This is a genomic window from Microcoleus sp. LAD1_D5 (assembly GCF_036702115.1).
Classification (GTDB): Bacteria; Cyanobacteriota; Cyanobacteriia; order Cyanobacteriales; family Microcoleaceae; genus Microcoleus.
Genome location: NZ_JAUBSA010000017.1, coordinates 43,692 through 60,206 on the forward strand (window position 1 = coordinate 43,692; position 16,515 = coordinate 60,206).

The following is a 16,515-nucleotide window of genomic DNA, read 5'->3' on the forward strand; positions in this document are numbered from 1 at the left end:
CCAGCCGAAAAGACTGCTGCAAAATACGGTCAATCGATTTTAGATTTTAGATTTTAGATTTTAGATTTTAGATTTTAGAATTGAAGAAGCGCTCCCACTGATGAATCCGGGGACCCCGGACGACATTGCTTGATTGTCAAATTAGTCGGTGAGAGAGAGACGGCGATCGGCTATAATAAAGGGCTAGAGGAAAAGAACACCGAAAACCCGAAAATATGGTTGCCATCCAAAGAAATCTCAACATTGCCGCCCTAGAAGCAGAATACAGTCAAAAAACACCGCGAGACATTCTCAAATTTGCCCTAGAAAATTTTGACAATATCTCCATTTCTTTCAGCGGGGCTGAAGATGTAGTTCTGATCGATATTGCCTCAAAAATCACCAAAAATTTCCGCGTTTTTACCCTAGACACCGGACGATTGCACTCAGAAACCTATCAGTTTTTGGAGCAAGTCAGAAAACATTACGGCATTAAATTAGAAGTAATGTTTCCCGATGCAGCAGAAGTACAAGCCCTAGTAGATGAAAAGGGATTGTTTAGTTTTTATCAAGACGGCCACAAAGAATGCTGTGGCGTGCGGAAAGTCAAGCCGCTGCGCCGCAAACTGAATACTCTCGATGCTTGGATTACTGGTCAGCGGAAAGACCAAAGTCCCAGTACCCGCAACGGTATCCCGGTCATTGAAGTTGACAGTGCATTCTCAACTCCCGACCATGAATTAATTAAATTTAACCCCTTAGCAAACTGGTCTTCAGCAGAGGTTTGGGAATACATTCGCGCTTTGGATGTACCTTACAACAAGTTGCACGAACGCGGTTTTGTAAGCATTGGTTGCGAACCTTGTACGAAGCCGGTATTGCCGAACCAACACGAACGCGAAGGTCGCTGGTGGTGGGAAGAAGCGACCGTAAAAGAGTGCGGTTTGCACGCTGGTAACGCACAAAAATAGTAAATCGCTTAAGGAGTAAGGTGCGCCTAGCGCACCAAACAAATAGTAGGGTGCGCCTAGCGCACCTTACCCAACCCAAGAATAAATGCACTTCACATAAATCGTAGCCGAAGAATTTGCAATTAAAATAAACACAAATTAAGTTGAGTTTGCCCTTGAAGTTTGAGAGAATGATCGACATTCAGAATAAATTCTAGTCGAAGAATTCGCAATTAAAATAAACACCAATTAGGCTGAGCTTGCCCTTGAACTTTGATAGAATGATCAACATTCAGAAAAGTTTTTAAAGCAGGTACTATTATGCTCGTCTCCACTCGCGAATTGCTGAACACGGCCCGGAGGAAGGCTTATGCGATCGGCGCTTTTAACGTCTACAACCTAGAAGGAGTAAAAGCCGTCATCAATGCGGCCGAAGCGCTGGACAGTCCTGCTATACTGCAACTTCACCCCAGCGCCCTCCTATACGGAAAATCGCCTTTAGTCGCGCTGTGCATCAAAGCAGCCCGCACATCTTTAGTGCCGATCGCAGTACACTTAGATCACGGCACCTCAGAAAAAGACATTCACATCGGTCTAGCCGCCGGCATCAAATCAATTATGGCCGACGGTTCTCCTTTGCCCTACGAACAAAACTTAATATTTACCCGGGAAATGACTAAATTATCCCACGCTAACGGTGCGGCAGTTGAAGCAGAAATCGGCAGAATTAGTGGCAGGGAAGAAGGTTTGACAATCGATGAGAAAGCCGCAAAGATGACCGATCCAGTAGCAGCAGTAGAGTTTATCAAAGAAACTAAGGTGGATTTTTTAGCCGTAACAATTGGTAACGTTCACGGCAAATATTTAAGCCAACCAAAACTCGATTTTCCGCGTCTGGCAAAAATCCGGGCTGCTGTTTCAGTGCCGTTAGTGATGCACGGGGCTAGCGGTTTGCCGGAATCAATGATTCATCAATGTATTAAACTCGGAGTATCGAAATTTAATGTGAATACGGAAGTTCGCGAAGCTTATATGGACGTGTTAAAAAGTAACATTTCTGAGCCACATCCGGATTTGTTGGAAATAATGGAAAAAGCTATTGATGCCATGCAAGCGGTCATTTCTGACAAACTGCAACTTTTCGGTTCTGTCGGTAAAGCTTATTTGCATCAATCTCCCTACGCAGATGACTTGACTCCAAAGAGTACCAGCAACGAACAAACAAGCCGCAACCAATCAAGTTTTGATCAAATTTTAAAACCTGTGTATAGTGAGGCTTTCTGTCTTCTTGTGAAGTAAAAAAAACTCAAGTCCTGACTGCGAACCAGTTTTTAGTCAGGACGTTAGTCGTCTTTAACCGTTTAAAAATCGATCGGGATCGATGCCAGATTCCCGCAGCCGCCGAATTAAAGACTGCAATTGAGCTTCCGCTGACTCGGCCCGCTGCCGTTGCTGTTCGGCTTCAGTCAGAATCCAATTGCCATCAACATCATACCAGCGCAGCCACAGTCGATCGATTCCCTGAAACTCTCCTTGCCACAAACCCAAGCCCAAACTTAGCTCAGCAATCCACACTCGCGAATCGGGCAATTCTAATTCTTGATAGTGTCCGCCCTTCAATTCAAATACTCGCAACCTGTTAGTATAGCGGCTGAAAACGGCATAAATAGGAACCCGCAAAATTTGCTCGTAAACCTCCCATTTTCTCGGCGGTTCCTCCTTCGTCTCCGGCTCCAAAACTTGCCCGTTACCGGCAGTATTTACCGACAGAGGTGGCAACTTTTCCTCCTGGGTATTGTCGCCTAAATCTTCTTTTTCCGTTCCCGGCGAAAGCAGTTCTACAATTACAAAAGGATTCACGCCTTCCTGCCAAGTAACATAACTCATCCGCAGTTCGGATCGATCGTAAAGTCGGGGAACTCCCACAACTCCAAACCAATCCGGCCGCTTGTGCCACAGAGTGTGATGCACGTCATAATAAAGGTTCATGTCGGTGCCGCTAAATATTTCAGAAGCCGGATAATTCCGAGGTCGAAACGTCAGGCTCAACAACTGCGGCTGCAAATCGTGAAATTCGTCAGGCAAACCAGGTTCCTCCGGGTCTTCGCTGGGTAAATCGTACATCGTCGGCAGCGTTTCTCTGGGCGATCGCGGCGGATCGGTTTGCGGCACAGGATATTTAAAAGGAAACATATAATATTGAGAAATGACTGCATTTATGCTAACATCACGGGAACATCCCAAAGAGGCTTTCACGGGAGTGCAAGCCGGAGAGCTATAAGGGAGATATATCGGCTTTGCTGTGCGGGACTGTCGCACTCCTAGAAAACGATTTTAACAAAATCGGAATGATCCCTGTTCTTCCTCTCGTCTGTGAAGTTAATCTAAAATCTAAAATCTAAAATCTAAAATTGACTGCTCCGAAATTCTGCACTATGATCGACATTCCTCAACTGATTGCTCAAGAACTTTCCATTAATCTGTCTCAAGTCAATAATGCTCTGGAACTTTTCGCAGAGGGAGCAACTATTCCGTTTATTGCCCGCTACCGCAAAGAACGCACGGATTTGCTGAATGAAATTCAGTTGCGGGACATCTCCGATCGCTTCACCTATCTGACGGAAATTGAAGAACGCAAAAAATCGATTTTAGAGACGATTAGCTCTCAGGGGAAACTCACTGAAGAACTGCAAGCTAAAATCGAATCGTGTTTGCAAAAAAACGAACTAGAAGACCTTTATCTGCCTTACAAACCCAAGCGGCGGACGCGAGCGACAATTGCTAGGGAAAAAGGTTTGGAGCCGCTGGCAAATTTTATCAAAAGTCTGAACTTACCGACGGCTAAACCAGCAGACTTGGAGGCGGAAGCAGCTAAATACATTTCGGAAGAAAAGGGAGTGAAGACAGCAGAAGAAGCTCTCAAAGGTGCTGCGGATATTTTGGCGGAAGCGGTTTCGGAGAAAGCAGAATTGCGGGCTTATTTGCGAGAATTTTTGATGAAAACAGGAGTTTTTGTATCAAAAATTAAAGATGATTTCCCGGAAGGAAGCACTAAATTTGAAATGTACCGCAATTACCAAGTTGCAGCGAGAAGCGTTCAGTCGCACAATATGTTAGCGCTGTTTCGCGGGGAAACGGAAGGGGTTTTAGATTTGGAACTGGCGTTTGATGAATCCGCAGTGATGGCTTATTTGGAATCTCAGGAAATTAGAACTAGGATACCGGAAGTTAAAGAGTTTTATCGATCGACCTTGAAGGATGCCTTCAACCGACTGATGAAGACTTCGTTAATCACGGAAGTACGATCGCACAACAAAGCCGTCGCTGATATCGAGTCGATCGCCACTTTTGAAACCAACCTCCGCGAGTTGCTGCTGTCGGCGCCGGCGGGAATGAAACCGACACTGGCGATCGATCCGGGATTTCGCACGGGGTGCAAAGTTTCCGCCCTCGATGAAACCGGGCAATTTTTAGAATATCAAGCAATTTTCCCCCACCAAGCAGCGGCTCAGCGACAGCAAGCTGGTAAAATTGTCAAGCATCTAATTGAAAAATATAAAATTGAATTAATCGCGATCGGCAACGGTACAGCTTCCCGGGAAACAGACGAATTTGTTTCGGAAGTTTTGGCAGCAATGGAAAGAAAACCGATTAAAGTCATGGTGAATGAATCCGGTGCATCGATTTATTCAGCAAGCGAAGTGGCGATCGCCGAATTTCCCGACCTCGACATCACCGTTCGCGGCGCAGTCAGCATCGGACGGCGCTTGCAAGACCCCCTCGCCGAACTCGTGAAAATCGACCCGAAATCAATAGGAGTCGGTCAATACCAGCACGATGTTGACCAAAAACTGCTCAAAAAGAAACTCGACGAAACAGTCGAAAGCTGCGTTAATTATGTCGGAGTTGACTTAAACACAGCCTCCAAGGAACTGCTGACATTTGTGTCAGGAATGACGGCAACAGTTGCCAAAAATATCGTCAATTACCGCAACGAAAACGGCGCATTTAAAAATCGCCGCCAACTCCTGAAAGTTCCCAAACTCGGGCCAAAAGCTTTTGAGCAAGCAGCCGGGTTTCTCCGCATTCGCGGCGGCGAAAACCCCCTGGACAATACCGCAGTTCATCCCGAAAGTTATCCTGTAGTGCAGGCGATCGCCAAGGATTTAGACTTGCCGCTGACTGGAATAACACAAATATCGGAAAAAATCAAGACTGTAAATATCAAGAAATATGTCACAGAAAAAGTGGGTGAACCAACACTCCGAGACATTATTTCCGAACTAGAAAAACCGGGGAGAGACCCGCGAGCCGAGTTTAAATATGCCACTTTCCAAGCAGGAATCAAAGAAATCTCCGATTTACAAGTTGGGATGGAATTAGAAGGCATAATCACGAATGTAGCTAACTTTGGAGCCTTTGTTGATGTGGGAGTGCACCAAGATGGTTTGGTTCATGTTTCTCAATTAGCCGATCGATTCGTAGATGACCCCAAACAGATTGTTAAAGTCGGGCAAGTTGTGAAAGTGCGGGTTTTGGAGGTGAATGAGAAGTTAAAGCGGGTTAGTTTGACGATGAAGTTGCAAGAAAAACCGCAACCGCAAAATGGCAATAGTGCGAGGCTTCCGGCCCCGCGGCGACGTTGAAACTTTGGGGGAAAGTTGAAATACTCACCGCGCCTGAAGGCGCGGTGAGTGTTTCAAAAGTCTGGAACTCTCATAAATGCGTGAAATGAAATTCGTCTGAAAGGGCTAACCCAAGCGTATTGCTCTATAGATGGTCTACAACAGAACAGTGAGCGCAATGATTTGAGCAGTATTAATGTATGCAACATTGGTTTGGGCAACAGTCGCTAACCCCGTAATCGAGAGGGGACTTCCTGCCAGAATAGTGGGACTGCAATCAAACCAGTTATCAACTGAATGCCACCAAAGATAGCGAGAGAAGGCCCAAACCCAAAGCGCAGTAGCTCTCCAAATATGAGACTGCCTACACCAAATCCAGTAAAGAGAGTAAATACCTTCAGTCCCATCGTTTGGCCCAAATTGTTGTCATCTCCGAGATCGGTCACAATTCCGACAAATAACGGTTGAGTCAGGTCATACCCTAAAGACAAAATAAGAACTGCGATCGTCGTTCCCATTGGCGGAATCTCAAAAATCATTGCAATCCCAGCCACAGCAGCCATGACCAACCCTGCTGGAACGAGCCAACGCCGTCCCCACCGATCGACAGCTTGACCAATGAAAGAACTCAGCAATAAACCGGGAATGCCGTACCCAAGAATGTTTAAACCAATGCTCAAGGCATCCATACTGTACCGTTGCGATAAATACAACCCTAGCCATGTATAGACCCCTGAGTGGTAGATACCATTCCACAGAACATAAGCATATGTACGCTTTCCCCGAAAGGTTGCTAATATCTGGCTGTATCCCCTAAAGATTTGGCGAATAGGCGGTAATTTGGTGACTTTTGGTGTATCAAATAAAGAGCCGTAAGGATGAAGTCGCCAAAGCACAACAGCAGCAAGCACAGCAGTACCTAGAAAGAGCGATCGCCAACCTACAAATGGCTCAAGAATCGCTCCCCCCGCAGAGCCTGCTGCCATTCCCCCTTCCATTGCTGCAAACACCAATCCTAGCTTGGCACCTCGCTGATCAAACGGGAATAAATCGCCAATTAAGGCGAACGTAAGGGGAATCACACCACTTGCTCCAATCCCGGTTAATAGCCGCCAGTTTGCCATCTGCGAAGCATTTTGAGCAGTGGCAGTTAAAGCGGTGAAAATGACAAAAAGAGCAAGCGAGATGCGAATAATAGACCATCGACCAAAGCGATCGGACAGGAGACCGAAGAATAATGCCATCAGTGCATAGGACAGCATATAGGCTGGAACGATAAAGCCGATTTCCTGAACCGGAACATTAAAAACTTCAGCCAAACGTGGAATCAGGGGAGCAATCATGTACCCCTGTAGAAAAATTAGCCCCGCAGCGATCGAAAGCCAGGAAAACAGGTCTTTATGCTGCTTTAGACGAATCGCGGAATCGGCTGGTTCGGTATGGGGGGGATTAAAAGATTCTTTTAATTTCGGCATGGATTTAAGAGATTTCAACTCATATCACATTTCACGGACGACTAAAATCTGAGAACTTAGCTGGAGTCTCAACGCCAACAACCAAAGCCCATAGCCTGGTAAAAGCTTGGAGTACCTTCTCAACTCTGGAGGTTACAAATTTTGTAGCTAAGCTGTGGAATATAGCCCTTAATGTCAGAATAACTTGACAAATGTCATGATTTATACAAAAAGTGTATATTTAGATACAGAATTTCTTATAAGACTTATTAGTTCAGGTTATCAACAAAGCTAGGATTTACGCATTGACAGAAATTTTTTAATCCCACAAGGTTGTTTGTTTGATGGTTCTGCGATCGCATTCAATTTCCCCATGAATCGAATGTGTGGCGAGAAAACCTACACATTAAACAATACGGTTCAGATAAGAATAATCTGATTTTCTTTCACACGTCTGGAACTCTCATAAATGCGTGAAATGAAATTCGTCTGAAAGCGCTAACCCAAGCGTATTGGGCTATAATTGTGTAATCCTCACCAACCTTAAAATTATATGGTTGCAAGTAAAAGCGACACCTACGTCTCTCCTGAAGATTATTTAGCAACCGAGAAAGTCAGACCCATCAAACACGAGTACAGGCAAGGGAAAATCTATGCAAAAGCAGGGGAAAGCAAACCTCATGTCATTATTATGGGGAACGTATCTGTACTTTTGAGAAACCATCTTCGGGGAAGTGGTTGTATGCCTTACATGGCAGATATGAAAGTTCGGAATGAGACATCAAATTTTTTTTACTATCCCGATGTAGCGGTGAGTTGTTATGAAGGAGACAAAAATTCTGCGGAAGATTTCATTCGCTACCCGCGCTTAATTGTGGAAGTTTTATCGGCGACAACAGCGGCTTTTGACAGAGGCGATAAATTTGCTGATTACCGCACTTCTGAAAGTTTGCAAGAGTATGTATTAATCAATCAAGAAAGAGTTAGTGTAGAGTGTTTTCGACGGAATGTAGAGGGTTTGTGGCTGCTTTATCCTTACACTCAAGGGCAAGAAGTTCAGTTTGCTAGCGTTAATTTTAGCTGTGCGATCGAGACATTGTATGAAGAGGCGATCGAGATTAGTTGATTTTAATTACTCCAGAATCAATGGAATAATCCGGAATTAGATATTGAGATGATTGAACCGCGAAGACGCTAAGGACGCGAAGGAAGAGAAAAGAAGAAGAAGCTGGTAATTGCTATTTTTTCTTGCTGGCTTTCCAAGTGCCGCCGTAGAAGTAAAAAGGATTGTTTTTACTTACCGATCCCCAACATTTAAGACACAAAAAAAACCACTGCCCCGACTCGTCATACCGGGCGCGGTAGAGAGTCGGGGCAGATTGGGAACAGCGATCGCAATATTTGATTCTGATTGCCCTGGCCATTGTTACTCAGTTTCAAACAATAACGGACTCTTGAGGGCGGGCGAATATCATGCGGCCAGCGCTAGTTTGCAGGGCGCTGGTGACTACGACTCGGGCTTCGCCGCCGACATAGCTGCTTCCTGCTTCTACGACAACCATTGTGCCGTCATCTAAGTAACCGATTCCCTGAGAGGGTTCTTTGCCTTCTTTGCGGATTTTTAGTTCGATCGTATCTCCGGGCAAATAAGTGGGGCGCACCGCATGAGTCAAATCGTTGATATTCAAAACCGGCAGTTTTTGGACGGTAGCTACTTTCGATAAGTTGTAATCGTTGGTGAGCAAAATGCCGTCGATATCCAAAGCAAATCGGACTAATTTTGCATCGACTGTGGCAATATCTTCGTAGTCAGCCGAGTGAATTTGAATCCGTTCTGGATATGTTTCTTTGATGCGGTTGAGTACATCTAAGCCGCGGCGCCCGCGCACTCGCTTTTGATCGTTGCCGGAATCAGCTACCAGTTGCAGTTCTTGGAGAACGAATTGCGGCACGATAATTTGACCTTCGAGGAAACCTGTTTCTAGCAGGTTTTCAATCCGGCCGTCAATAATGCAGCTAGTATCGACAACTTTGGCACTTGCTGGTTTGAAAGTACCTTCGGCTACCAACACCGTGTCTAAGCTTTTGGGGTTGATAAGTCGCAAGAAAGCGCGGCCGTGGGTGTCGGTCAAACTGACGCCTGTGAAGCCAAACATTACGCTTCCCAAGACTGCGACTAGAGGTTTGATGAAGCCGAACTCGCGGGGAATGGGCAGCAGGAAAAGCGGAGCCAACATTAAGTTCGCTACTAGCAGTCCGATGATTAAGCCGATCGCCCGCGTCAGCAGCATCTCCACTGGCATATCGCGGACTTGTTTTTCCACCCGGCGGTAGGTTGTTTGAGCTACTAATCCCATCACGAAGCCGATTAATGCTCCAAAGGAACCTAGTACAGAACTTAAACCTTGTATATTTGTAACTTGCAGCAGCAGGTTGCTTGGCAGGAGTTCGACTCCGTAATAGCCAATGCCTCCGCCTGCGATTACGAATGAGATAATTATGATTGCATCTAACATTGTTCTAGGTTAATGAATTTGTTCACATTATATCTTTCCAGTGCTGATACTTGTGTTCATCTTTTGGTCGGATATCGCTATATTTACTGAGGGATTTTTATAAACTTATATTTACCCGTTGTACCCTTTGGGGGATGTGCGAGGGAGTCGAGCGGCATCTAGCGCGCCCCGCCGAAAGCAGGCACGAGGTGCGAATAGACCGCCCTGCGGGCTGTTGGGGAATTTTGGCCGCTCAAAACTGGTACGAGGTTAAATTAAAAGAGCCGATCGTTCGCAGCGCTTTTTTGGTAATAAAATGTCATAATATACATAATTATTCATGATTGTTTAATTAAAACTTTAGATTTGAAGTGGCGCTTTCGGCTTGAAATGTAATGAACCCTACCACCGATTATTTAACATTTGAATTAAAAAAAAGTGTGCAAGCGACAAATTCCGGCATTCCCAGTTCGGCTTACCTGCACATACCTTTTTGTCGTCGCCGCTGTTACTACTGCGATTTTCCGGTTTTTGTGGTGGGCGATCGCAAAAATGGCGAGAATTCCGGCACCATCGTCCAATACGTGGCTGTACTGTGTCAAGAAATTGAAGAAACTCCAAATTTAGGCGCATCTCTGAAAACAGTTTTTTTTGGTGGCGGCACGCCTTCGCTGCTTTCTGTGAGTCAGTTGAGCAATATTTTAGAGACTCTCGACGGCAAATTTGGGATTGCTGCTGAGGCGGAAATTTCTATAGAAATAGACCCGGGTACGTTTACTTTAGAACAGTTGCGGGGATATGCAGCGGCGGGAGTAAATCGAGTTAGTTTGGGAGTGCAAGCTTTTCAAGATGAATTGCTGCAAGCTTGCGGGCGATCGCACTCAGTCGCTGATATTTTTGAAGCAGTAGAAATAGTGCGATCGGCTGGTATTGTCAATTTCAGTTTAGACCTAATTTCGGGACTGCCGCACCAAACTTTAGAACAGTGGGAAGCTTCCCTGAAAGCGGCGGTGGAAATTAGCCCGACTCACCTGTCGAGTTACGACTTAATTGTTGAGCAGGGAACGGCTTTCGGGCGCAACTTTGAAGCAGGCGCACAGCCGCTACCAGCAGATGAGACCGCTGCTGGAATGTACCGTTTAGCAAGGGAAATTCTGACGGGGGCTGGCTACGAACATTACGAAATTTCTAATTACGCTCGCGATGGCTATCAGTGCCGCCACAACCGCGTTTATTGGGAAAATCGCCCTTATTACGGTTTGGGAATGGGGGCGGCGAGTTACGTGGAAGGCCGCAGGTTGACAAGGCCTCGCAAAACTCAAGAATATTATCAGTGGGTGCGATCGATCTCTGGCCTCAATTCCCCAGCTACTCCTCAAATTGGGGGGGAAACCCAGCAGGATATTTACCCAGCAATTGAGCAAAATTTTCAAGTCTCAGAAAATGACATTTTGTTAGAAACGCTGATGCTAGGTTTGCGTTTAGCAGAAGGAGTTAGCCTGTCGGCGCTGACTCAAAAGTTTACTCAGCAAACGGTTGATAAAATTTGGCGTTGTTTGCAGCCCTACTGGCGGCAAGGATGGGTGGAAATTAGGACGGAGGATGGGGCTATTCCCTACGGGATAGCTCCGCTTCACGCAACTTTAGGTGAGGGCGCGAAACTGCCATTGTCGGGAAATTTGAGGTTGAGCGATCCCGAAGGTTTTTTATTTTCTAATACAATTTTAGCCGATTTGTTCAGCAAGTTAGGCGAGGATAATTAGCTCTGTCTGAGGAAGTATATCCCCAGGCAAGCGCGAGCATTCCTAAAGCCGGGGCCGCCAATGCGACCCGAAACAAATTCAATTGCTCCCTAGCTTTATTTTGTCAAAAATGCTCTATTTTCTATCGATCCCTAAACAAATCTTAAAGGCGAACTAAGCCTTGAGATAGACGCAGGGACTGAGATGCGGCTGTCATACTTGAGAGCGAAGATTTAAAAAATACTTTGATGGAAACTCTAACCCTCGAACGCAACAACATCCACAGCAAGCCGAATCTGGTAATTAAGGAGCGCGGCTGCAATCCGACTTCTCAGTGTAATTTTTGCGGTCACTATAAAGTGCAAAGAGGTTCAGTCGGTCACTGTCAATTGTTGAATGCACCTGTTCGGGGAGGATGGAAATCTTGCGCTTTAGCAATGCCGCCTTTTGCACCTACTTGGGAGCAGGTGGAAGGCGTCAAGGTTGCCTCGGGGGTCTTTATTAATTAACTCAAAAAAAGGTTTTAAAATTTTTTTTGAACTGGTGATATGCTAGAGTAAGCTTAGGCCACTGGTTGTTCGATCGCACACTTTCCCAAACAAGTTAAAAACATGAATTTGACACTGAATCAGGTAATTTCAGAACCTCAATCCCGCATTTTGTGTTGGTATCTTAATAATACTAGCAAAGTGCAAATCGCTAGAATTACAAATATTCCTAATTGGTATTTTGAGCGGACGGTGTTTCCGGGGGAACGTTTTTTGTTTGAAGCGCTGCCGGAAGCTCAGTTAGAAGTTTGCAGGAGTGCGGAGACGGGTGGTATAGTGTGCGAGCGAATTTTGTGCGATCGGCTGCGAGTTGAAGAATTAAGCACGGCTGATTGAAGATAATTCCCCAGACTTACCAACGAGAGGTAGAAACCCGGTTTTTTTCAGAAAGCGGGTTTCTCTGTATGATTATAAAAACTCCGTGATTCTCGCCACCCATGCCTCAGCCCTGAAACTGTCGGAAACGTTGATCTAAGCTAAATTATAAAAAATCCACCACTGTTTAATACTAAAACCCGATGTCCCTCACCGAACAAATCCTCTCCCAAATGCCAGGAGACGCCCTCGGAGGCCTGCGAAAGGTCGATCGACTTTGGGAAAACCTCAAACAAAACACCGCACCAGCACCCCAAGCAGTCAAGCACAGCCAACAACCTCTCGAAAACCTCGACTTCGACATAGTTATCGGCGGCGGAACCCTAGGAATATTAATCGGTACAGCCTTAGTCCTGCGGGGTTGGCGAGTAGCCTTGCTCGAACGTGGCATCCTGAGAGGACGCGAGCAAGAATGGAACATTTCTCGCAAAGAATTAGACGCATTCTTAGAACTAAATTTGCTATCTGTTGCAGAGATAGAACAAGCAATAGCCACCGAATACAACCCAGCCCGCATCAGCTTTGCCAACACCCCAGACATTTGGGTACGCGACGTACTAAACATCGGAATAGACCCAGTTTACCTCCTCGAAACCCTCAAGCAGCGATTTCTAAAATCAGGAGGACAACTATTTGAAAATACACCATTTAAAACAGCAACAATTCACCCAGATGGAGTTCTTGTAGAATCGGAAAATACCGATGCACAAGCTGCTAAAACTTTATTTAAAACCCGATTATTATTAGACGCAATGGGACATTTTTCGCCCATTGATCGCCAAGCAAGACAAGGCAAAAAACCCGACGCCGTATGTTTAGTAGTCGGCAGTTGCGCTCAAGGATACCCCAAAAACGACACTGGGGATATATTTGCATCCTTCACCCCCATGCAAAATCAGTGCCAATATTTTTGGGAAGCATTTCCAGCCAGAGACGGCCGCACCACCTACTTATTTACCTACATAGACGCCGACACAGAAAGATTCAGTTTAGAAACATTATTTGAAGACTATTTGCGCTTGCTTCCCCAATATCAAAACGTCGAACTCGAACAGTTAAAATTCCAAAGAGCACTCTACGGATTCTTCCCCTGCTATCGCCAAAGTCCTCTAAAAACCCCTTGGAATCGCATACTTCCAGTCGGAGACAGCAGCGGTAGCCAATCTCCCCTCAGCTTCGGCGGTTTCGGGGCAATGGTACGCCACCTCAAACGATTGACTCTAGGAATTGACGAAGCTTTGACAAGCGACAGTCTCAGCAAAAATTCCCTCGCACTTTTGCAACCCTACCAGCCGAATCTATCAGTTACCTGGTTGTTTCAGCGTTCGATGAGTGCTGCAATGAATCAAAAAATAGACCCCAATCAAATCAATCAACTTTTGGCTGCCGTCTTTCAGGTTATGGAAGAGTTGGGAGAACCCGTACTCAAACCGTTTCTTCAAGATATCGTGCTGTTTCCGGCTTTGTCACAAACTCTGTTTAAAACAGCAATTAGCCATCCCGGATTAGTTATGAAAATTATCCCGCAGGTAGGAATAGCTAATTTGCTCGATTGGATGGTTCATTATGTAAATTTAGGAATTTATACGGGATTGCAGCCTTTGGGGAAAGCAGTAGAACCGCAGGTAAAAAATTTAGCACCGGAACAGCAATACTATTTTCACCGATTAGTTGAAGCGTGGCAATACGGCGCTGGAGGCGATTATTAAGTGAACAGGCTCTCCGGCCTGTTGCACAAGAAAATTACTCGTTACCAGGCTGGAGCATGGTAACGCAGATTCCGAGGCTCTGCCTCCATTTTCGGCACCGAGGCAGGGCCTCTAGATGGGTTCCCAGGCTCCAGCCTGGGAACCAGTTAACTGATATATTAGTTGTGAGTTATGAAGGAGCTATAACTGCTAAAGCTTGGGGAATCACTCGGAATTGTGCAGGCGTGTGAGTTGTGATTTCACCGTCAGTATTAATCGGACGGCGTTTGCTAGTATTAACCTCAAATTCTTGAGCGTGCAAGGCGCGAACGTTAGGCCAACTGGTATGATTTCCTTGCCTCATAGCTGGCAGCAAAGCAATGATTTCCCACCAGTTTTTTATTTCCAAACTGTACAAATCCAGTCGCTTGTCGTCGATTGTGGCATCCTCGGCAACTGTCATGCCACCTCCGTAATAGCGGCCATTGCCAATGGCAATTTGAATAGTTTTAACATTAAAAGATTGGTTTTTTACCTTAATTTCTGCTCGGAACGGTCGCGCTGAAAAAAGTGTCTGTAAAGCAGTAAAAGCATAAGCTAACACTCCCCAGCGCTGCTTTACGTCTTTAGTCAGCCGCTGGCTAATTTGCACGCTCAATCCCAAACTCGCCACATTAAAAAAATGCTGGCCGTTCACCCAACCTAAGTCTATTAGCCGAACTTTACCGCTGGCAATGACTTGACAAGCTGCTGATAAATCTGTAGGAATTCCCAGAGTGCGGGCTAGGTCGTTAGCCGTTCCCATCGGCAAAATACCCAAGGGTAACTTGGTATCTATCAAACCTTCTATGGCGGCGTTGAGAGTGCCGTCGCCCCCGCCGATTATTACTAATTCGACTTGATTTTGGTAGCGCCGAATTGTGTCTGGAAGTTCGCGGGCGTGGTCGGTAGATTCTACAATTAACTCAAAACCCAATGCTTCTAATTCTACAGTGGCTTGAGATAAGAGCTGTTGCCCTTTTCGGGAGTGCTGGTTTACTAAAAGTAGAGCTTTCTTCATTTGTTAATTTTTAATTAGGAATATTGAGCGTTTTTAATTACAAAAAGTATACCTTGATGCCTTAACTGGATGAAATTAATGCTTTACTTCCATTTTACCAGTTATGATGGATTGACAAAAATGTCAAAAAATGGATAATTGTAGCAAAAGATTCCTAAAAAGTACCTCCCGCTCTGACCTAGCAGCAAAAAACCTCGCTTCTCGATCGAACTTAATTTAAACTCATGTGTAATATTTTAGAAAAAGCGCAAGTCGCTGCCGATCGCCAAAACTGGCCAGGGTTAGTCGAATGCTTGCAGCAAGTGACAGCCAAGGGTGGCAAGCCGCAGGAACAAGACATTTTAGAGCAAGCTGTCAGTTTAGCAATAGAAGCCTTGGAATGGGGCGATTTTCAAGACCGTTGGGAAATTGCTAAAGTATTGCCCAATCTGGGAAATGGCGCGATCGCACCTTTAATTGCCGTGCTCGAAGACGAAGACGCTGACACGGAACCCCGGTGGTTTGCAGCCCGCATTCTCGGAAAGTTCGATCGCCCAGAAGTGATTCAAGCTTTAGTAGAATTGGTCAAAAATTCCGACGAAGAATTGAGCCAAATCGCCGCCGAAACCCTAGGGAATTTGGGCCCGACAGCCATAGAATCCCTCGCGACTCTCCTACTCCAAGAAGACTCGCGACTGTTTGCAACAGCAGCACTCGCCCAAATTCGGCGCACTGAAACCATCGCACCGCTGTTGAGCGTAGTCGGAGACTCTCAAGTTGCCGTGCGGACGCACGTAATCGAGGCCCTGAGCAGCTTTCACGACTCCCGCATCCCGCCGATACTGGTAGCAGCGCTCAAAGATCCGGCGACAGCAGTCAGAAAAGAAGCCGTGCGATCTTTCGGGGTGCGCCCCTATTTAGATGGAGAATTAGATTTAGTTAACTTGCTCAAACCTTTGCTTTCGGACATCCGATTAGAAGTTTGTCAGCAAGCGGCGATCGCGATCGGGCGAGTGAAAACCGATGCTGCAGCGGCTGCTTTATTTGAATTGCTGCGATCGCCCACAACTCCGGTTGAATTGCAAATCGAAACTGTGCGCGCCCTAAGCTGGATGGAAACTGCAACCGCTTTAGCATATTTACATCAGATATTAATGGCGCAATTTACTAACATAAATTCTACTGTTTATCAAGAGATAGTCACTGTTTTATGGCGAGTAGAAAAGCCGGAATTAAAAGCTGTTGCTGCTGAAATTCTGATTGATTTGGTGAAAACAGGTCATCCGGTCGTGCAGGAGGCAGTTAGCAAAAAATCTTTAGCTTTAGGTTTAGGAAAATTAGGAGATATGAGAGGGCTAGATGCTCTGATTTCAATGTTGGGCGACGCAGACAGCAGCGTCAGGCTGCACTGCATGGCAGCGCTCAAACAGCTAGGTGCTGCCGAGGCCAGGCAGAAATTAGAAAACTTAGTTAAGCAAGAGAGTCTCGAACCAAGATTAAAACACGGAATTGCGATCGCATTGCAAGAATGGCAATAAAATCAAGAGCGAGCGGATTTGCGGAAAACATTTAAATTTAGGGTGTGCCATAAGCACCTTACGTAGAACTTAAATATTGAAT

14 protein-coding genes are annotated in these 16,515 nt (G+C 45.7%); 9 read left to right on the forward strand and 5 right to left on the reverse strand.

Annotated elements, in window-relative coordinates; genetic code table 11:
* Positions 1-215: 215 nt before the first annotated feature.
* Together QUA70_RS10265 and QUA70_RS10270 are read left to right on the forward strand one after the other, a co-directional pair.
* Positions 216-950: a phosphoadenylyl-sulfate reductase gene (locus QUA70_RS10265; protein WP_333330680.1), complete on the forward strand. Its 735-nt coding sequence runs from the start codon at positions 216-218 to the stop codon at positions 948-950.
* A gap of 300 nt (positions 951-1,250) precedes the next feature.
* Positions 1,251-2,228, forward strand: coding sequence for a class II fructose-bisphosphate aldolase (locus tag QUA70_RS10270; protein WP_333346735.1), 978 nt, complete (start codon positions 1,251-1,253; stop codon positions 2,226-2,228).
* A gap of 54 nt (positions 2,229-2,282) precedes the next feature.
* Here QUA70_RS10270 and QUA70_RS10275 read toward each other — a convergent pair whose 3' ends face one another.
* Positions 2,283-3,122: a Uma2 family endonuclease gene (locus tag QUA70_RS10275; protein ID WP_333346732.1), complete on the reverse strand. Its 840-nt coding sequence runs from the start codon at positions 3,120-3,122 to the stop codon at positions 2,283-2,285.
* 242 nt (positions 3,123-3,364) lie between these two features.
* Here QUA70_RS10275 and QUA70_RS10280 point away from each other — a divergent pair, with 242 nt between their 5' ends.
* Entirely contained in the window at positions 3,365-5,575 is a 2,211-nt protein-coding gene (locus tag QUA70_RS10280) for a Tex family protein (protein WP_333346730.1), read from the forward strand.
* 206 nt (positions 5,576-5,781) lie between these two features.
* Here the strand turns inward: QUA70_RS10280 and QUA70_RS10285 are convergent, their stop codons facing one another.
* Positions 5,782-7,029, reverse strand: coding sequence for an MFS transporter (locus QUA70_RS10285; RefSeq protein WP_333346727.1), 1,248 nt, complete (start codon positions 7,027-7,029; stop codon positions 5,782-5,784).
* A gap of 532 nt (positions 7,030-7,561) precedes the next feature.
* On the opposite strand from QUA70_RS10285, the gene QUA70_RS10290 reads away from it, so the two are divergent.
* On the forward strand, positions 7,562-8,134 hold the full coding sequence (locus QUA70_RS10290; protein ID WP_333346724.1) for a Uma2 family endonuclease: 573 nt from the start codon (positions 7,562-7,564) through the stop codon (positions 8,132-8,134).
* A gap of 112 nt (positions 8,135-8,246) precedes the next feature.
* Here QUA70_RS10290 and QUA70_RS10295 read toward each other — a convergent pair whose 3' ends face one another.
* Both QUA70_RS10295 and QUA70_RS10300 read right to left on the reverse strand, forming a co-directional pair.
* On the reverse strand, positions 8,247-8,432 hold the full coding sequence (locus tag QUA70_RS10295) for a hypothetical protein (RefSeq protein ID WP_333410394.1): 186 nt from the start codon (positions 8,430-8,432) through the stop codon (positions 8,247-8,249).
* Positions 8,433-8,444: 12 nt separating this feature from the next.
* Positions 8,445-9,524 carry a PIN/TRAM domain-containing protein gene (locus tag QUA70_RS10300; protein ID WP_333330696.1) on the reverse strand — a complete coding sequence of 360 codons (1,080 nt, stop codon included), beginning with the start codon at positions 9,522-9,524 and terminating at the stop codon, positions 8,445-8,447.
* 374 nt (positions 9,525-9,898) lie between these two features.
* Here QUA70_RS10300 and hemW point away from each other — a divergent pair, with 374 nt between their 5' ends.
* From hemW to QUA70_RS10320, 4 genes are all read left to right on the forward strand, one after another.
* A complete protein-coding gene (gene hemW, locus QUA70_RS10305; RefSeq protein WP_333330699.1) occupies positions 9,899-11,266 on the forward strand; it encodes a radical SAM family heme chaperone HemW in 1,368 nt (455 codons plus the stop codon).
* Between the two features lie 227 nt (positions 11,267-11,493).
* On the forward strand, positions 11,494-11,754 hold the full coding sequence (locus tag QUA70_RS10310) for a hypothetical protein (protein ID WP_333330701.1): 261 nt from the start codon (positions 11,494-11,496) through the stop codon (positions 11,752-11,754).
* Between the two features lie 102 nt (positions 11,755-11,856).
* Entirely contained in the window at positions 11,857-12,129 is a 273-nt protein-coding gene (locus QUA70_RS10315; protein ID WP_333330704.1) for a DUF1830 domain-containing protein, read from the forward strand.
* A 182-nt stretch (positions 12,130-12,311) separates the two neighbouring features.
* Positions 12,312-13,877: an FAD-binding oxidoreductase gene (locus QUA70_RS10320; RefSeq protein ID WP_333346722.1), complete on the forward strand. Its 1,566-nt coding sequence runs from the start codon at positions 12,312-12,314 to the stop codon at positions 13,875-13,877.
* A 169-nt stretch (positions 13,878-14,046) separates the two neighbouring features.
* On the opposite strand, the gene QUA70_RS10325 is transcribed toward QUA70_RS10320, so the two are convergent.
* Positions 14,047-14,916 carry a lipid kinase gene (locus tag QUA70_RS10325; RefSeq protein WP_333330709.1) on the reverse strand — a complete coding sequence of 290 codons (870 nt, stop codon included), beginning with the start codon at positions 14,914-14,916 and terminating at the stop codon, positions 14,047-14,049.
* Between the two features lie 224 nt (positions 14,917-15,140).
* Between QUA70_RS10325 and QUA70_RS10330 the strand changes: the two genes are divergently transcribed.
* Positions 15,141-16,433 (forward strand): HEAT repeat domain-containing protein, encoded by a 1,293-nt coding sequence (locus tag QUA70_RS10330; protein ID WP_333330711.1) that lies wholly within the window; start codon positions 15,141-15,143, stop codon positions 16,431-16,433.
* Positions 16,434-16,515 lie beyond the last annotated feature (82 nt).

Excerpts from the sequence above, each read along its gene's own strand:
- QUA70_RS10330 (WP_333330711.1), top strand. The coding sequence starts at position 15,141 with ATGTGTAATATTTTAGAAAAAGCGCAAGTCGCTGCCGATCGCCAAAAC.
- QUA70_RS10315 (WP_333330704.1), top strand. The coding sequence starts at position 11,857 with ATGAATTTGACACTGAATCAGGTAATTTCAGAACCTCAATCCCGCATT.
- QUA70_RS10310 (WP_333330701.1), top strand. The coding sequence starts at position 11,494 with ATGGAAACTCTAACCCTCGAACGCAACAACATCCACAGCAAGCCGAAT.
- QUA70_RS10280 (WP_333346730.1), top strand. The coding sequence starts at position 3,365 with ATGATCGACATTCCTCAACTGATTGCTCAAGAACTTTCCATTAATCTG.
- QUA70_RS10320 (WP_333346722.1), top strand. The coding sequence starts at position 12,312 with ATGTCCCTCACCGAACAAATCCTCTCCCAAATGCCAGGAGACGCCCTC.
- QUA70_RS10285 (WP_333346727.1), bottom strand. The coding sequence starts at position 7,029 with ATGCCGAAATTAAAAGAATCTTTTAATCCCCCCCATACCGAACCAGCC.
- hemW (WP_333330699.1), top strand. The coding sequence starts at position 9,899 with ATGAACCCTACCACCGATTATTTAACATTTGAATTAAAAAAAAGTGTG.
- QUA70_RS10270 (WP_333346735.1), top strand. The coding sequence starts at position 1,251 with ATGCTCGTCTCCACTCGCGAATTGCTGAACACGGCCCGGAGGAAGGCT.
- QUA70_RS10275 (WP_333346732.1), bottom strand. The coding sequence starts at position 3,122 with ATGTTTCCTTTTAAATATCCTGTGCCGCAAACCGATCCGCCGCGATCG.
- QUA70_RS10290 (WP_333346724.1), top strand. The coding sequence starts at position 7,562 with ATGGTTGCAAGTAAAAGCGACACCTACGTCTCTCCTGAAGATTATTTA.
- QUA70_RS10265 (WP_333330680.1), top strand. The coding sequence starts at position 216 with ATGGTTGCCATCCAAAGAAATCTCAACATTGCCGCCCTAGAAGCAGAA.
- QUA70_RS10325 (WP_333330709.1), bottom strand. The coding sequence starts at position 14,916 with ATGAAGAAAGCTCTACTTTTAGTAAACCAGCACTCCCGAAAAGGGCAA.
- QUA70_RS10295 (WP_333410394.1), bottom strand. The coding sequence starts at position 8,432 with ATGGCCAGGGCAATCAGAATCAAATATTGCGATCGCTGTTCCCAATCT.
- QUA70_RS10300 (WP_333330696.1), bottom strand. The coding sequence starts at position 9,524 with ATGTTAGATGCAATCATAATTATCTCATTCGTAATCGCAGGCGGAGGC.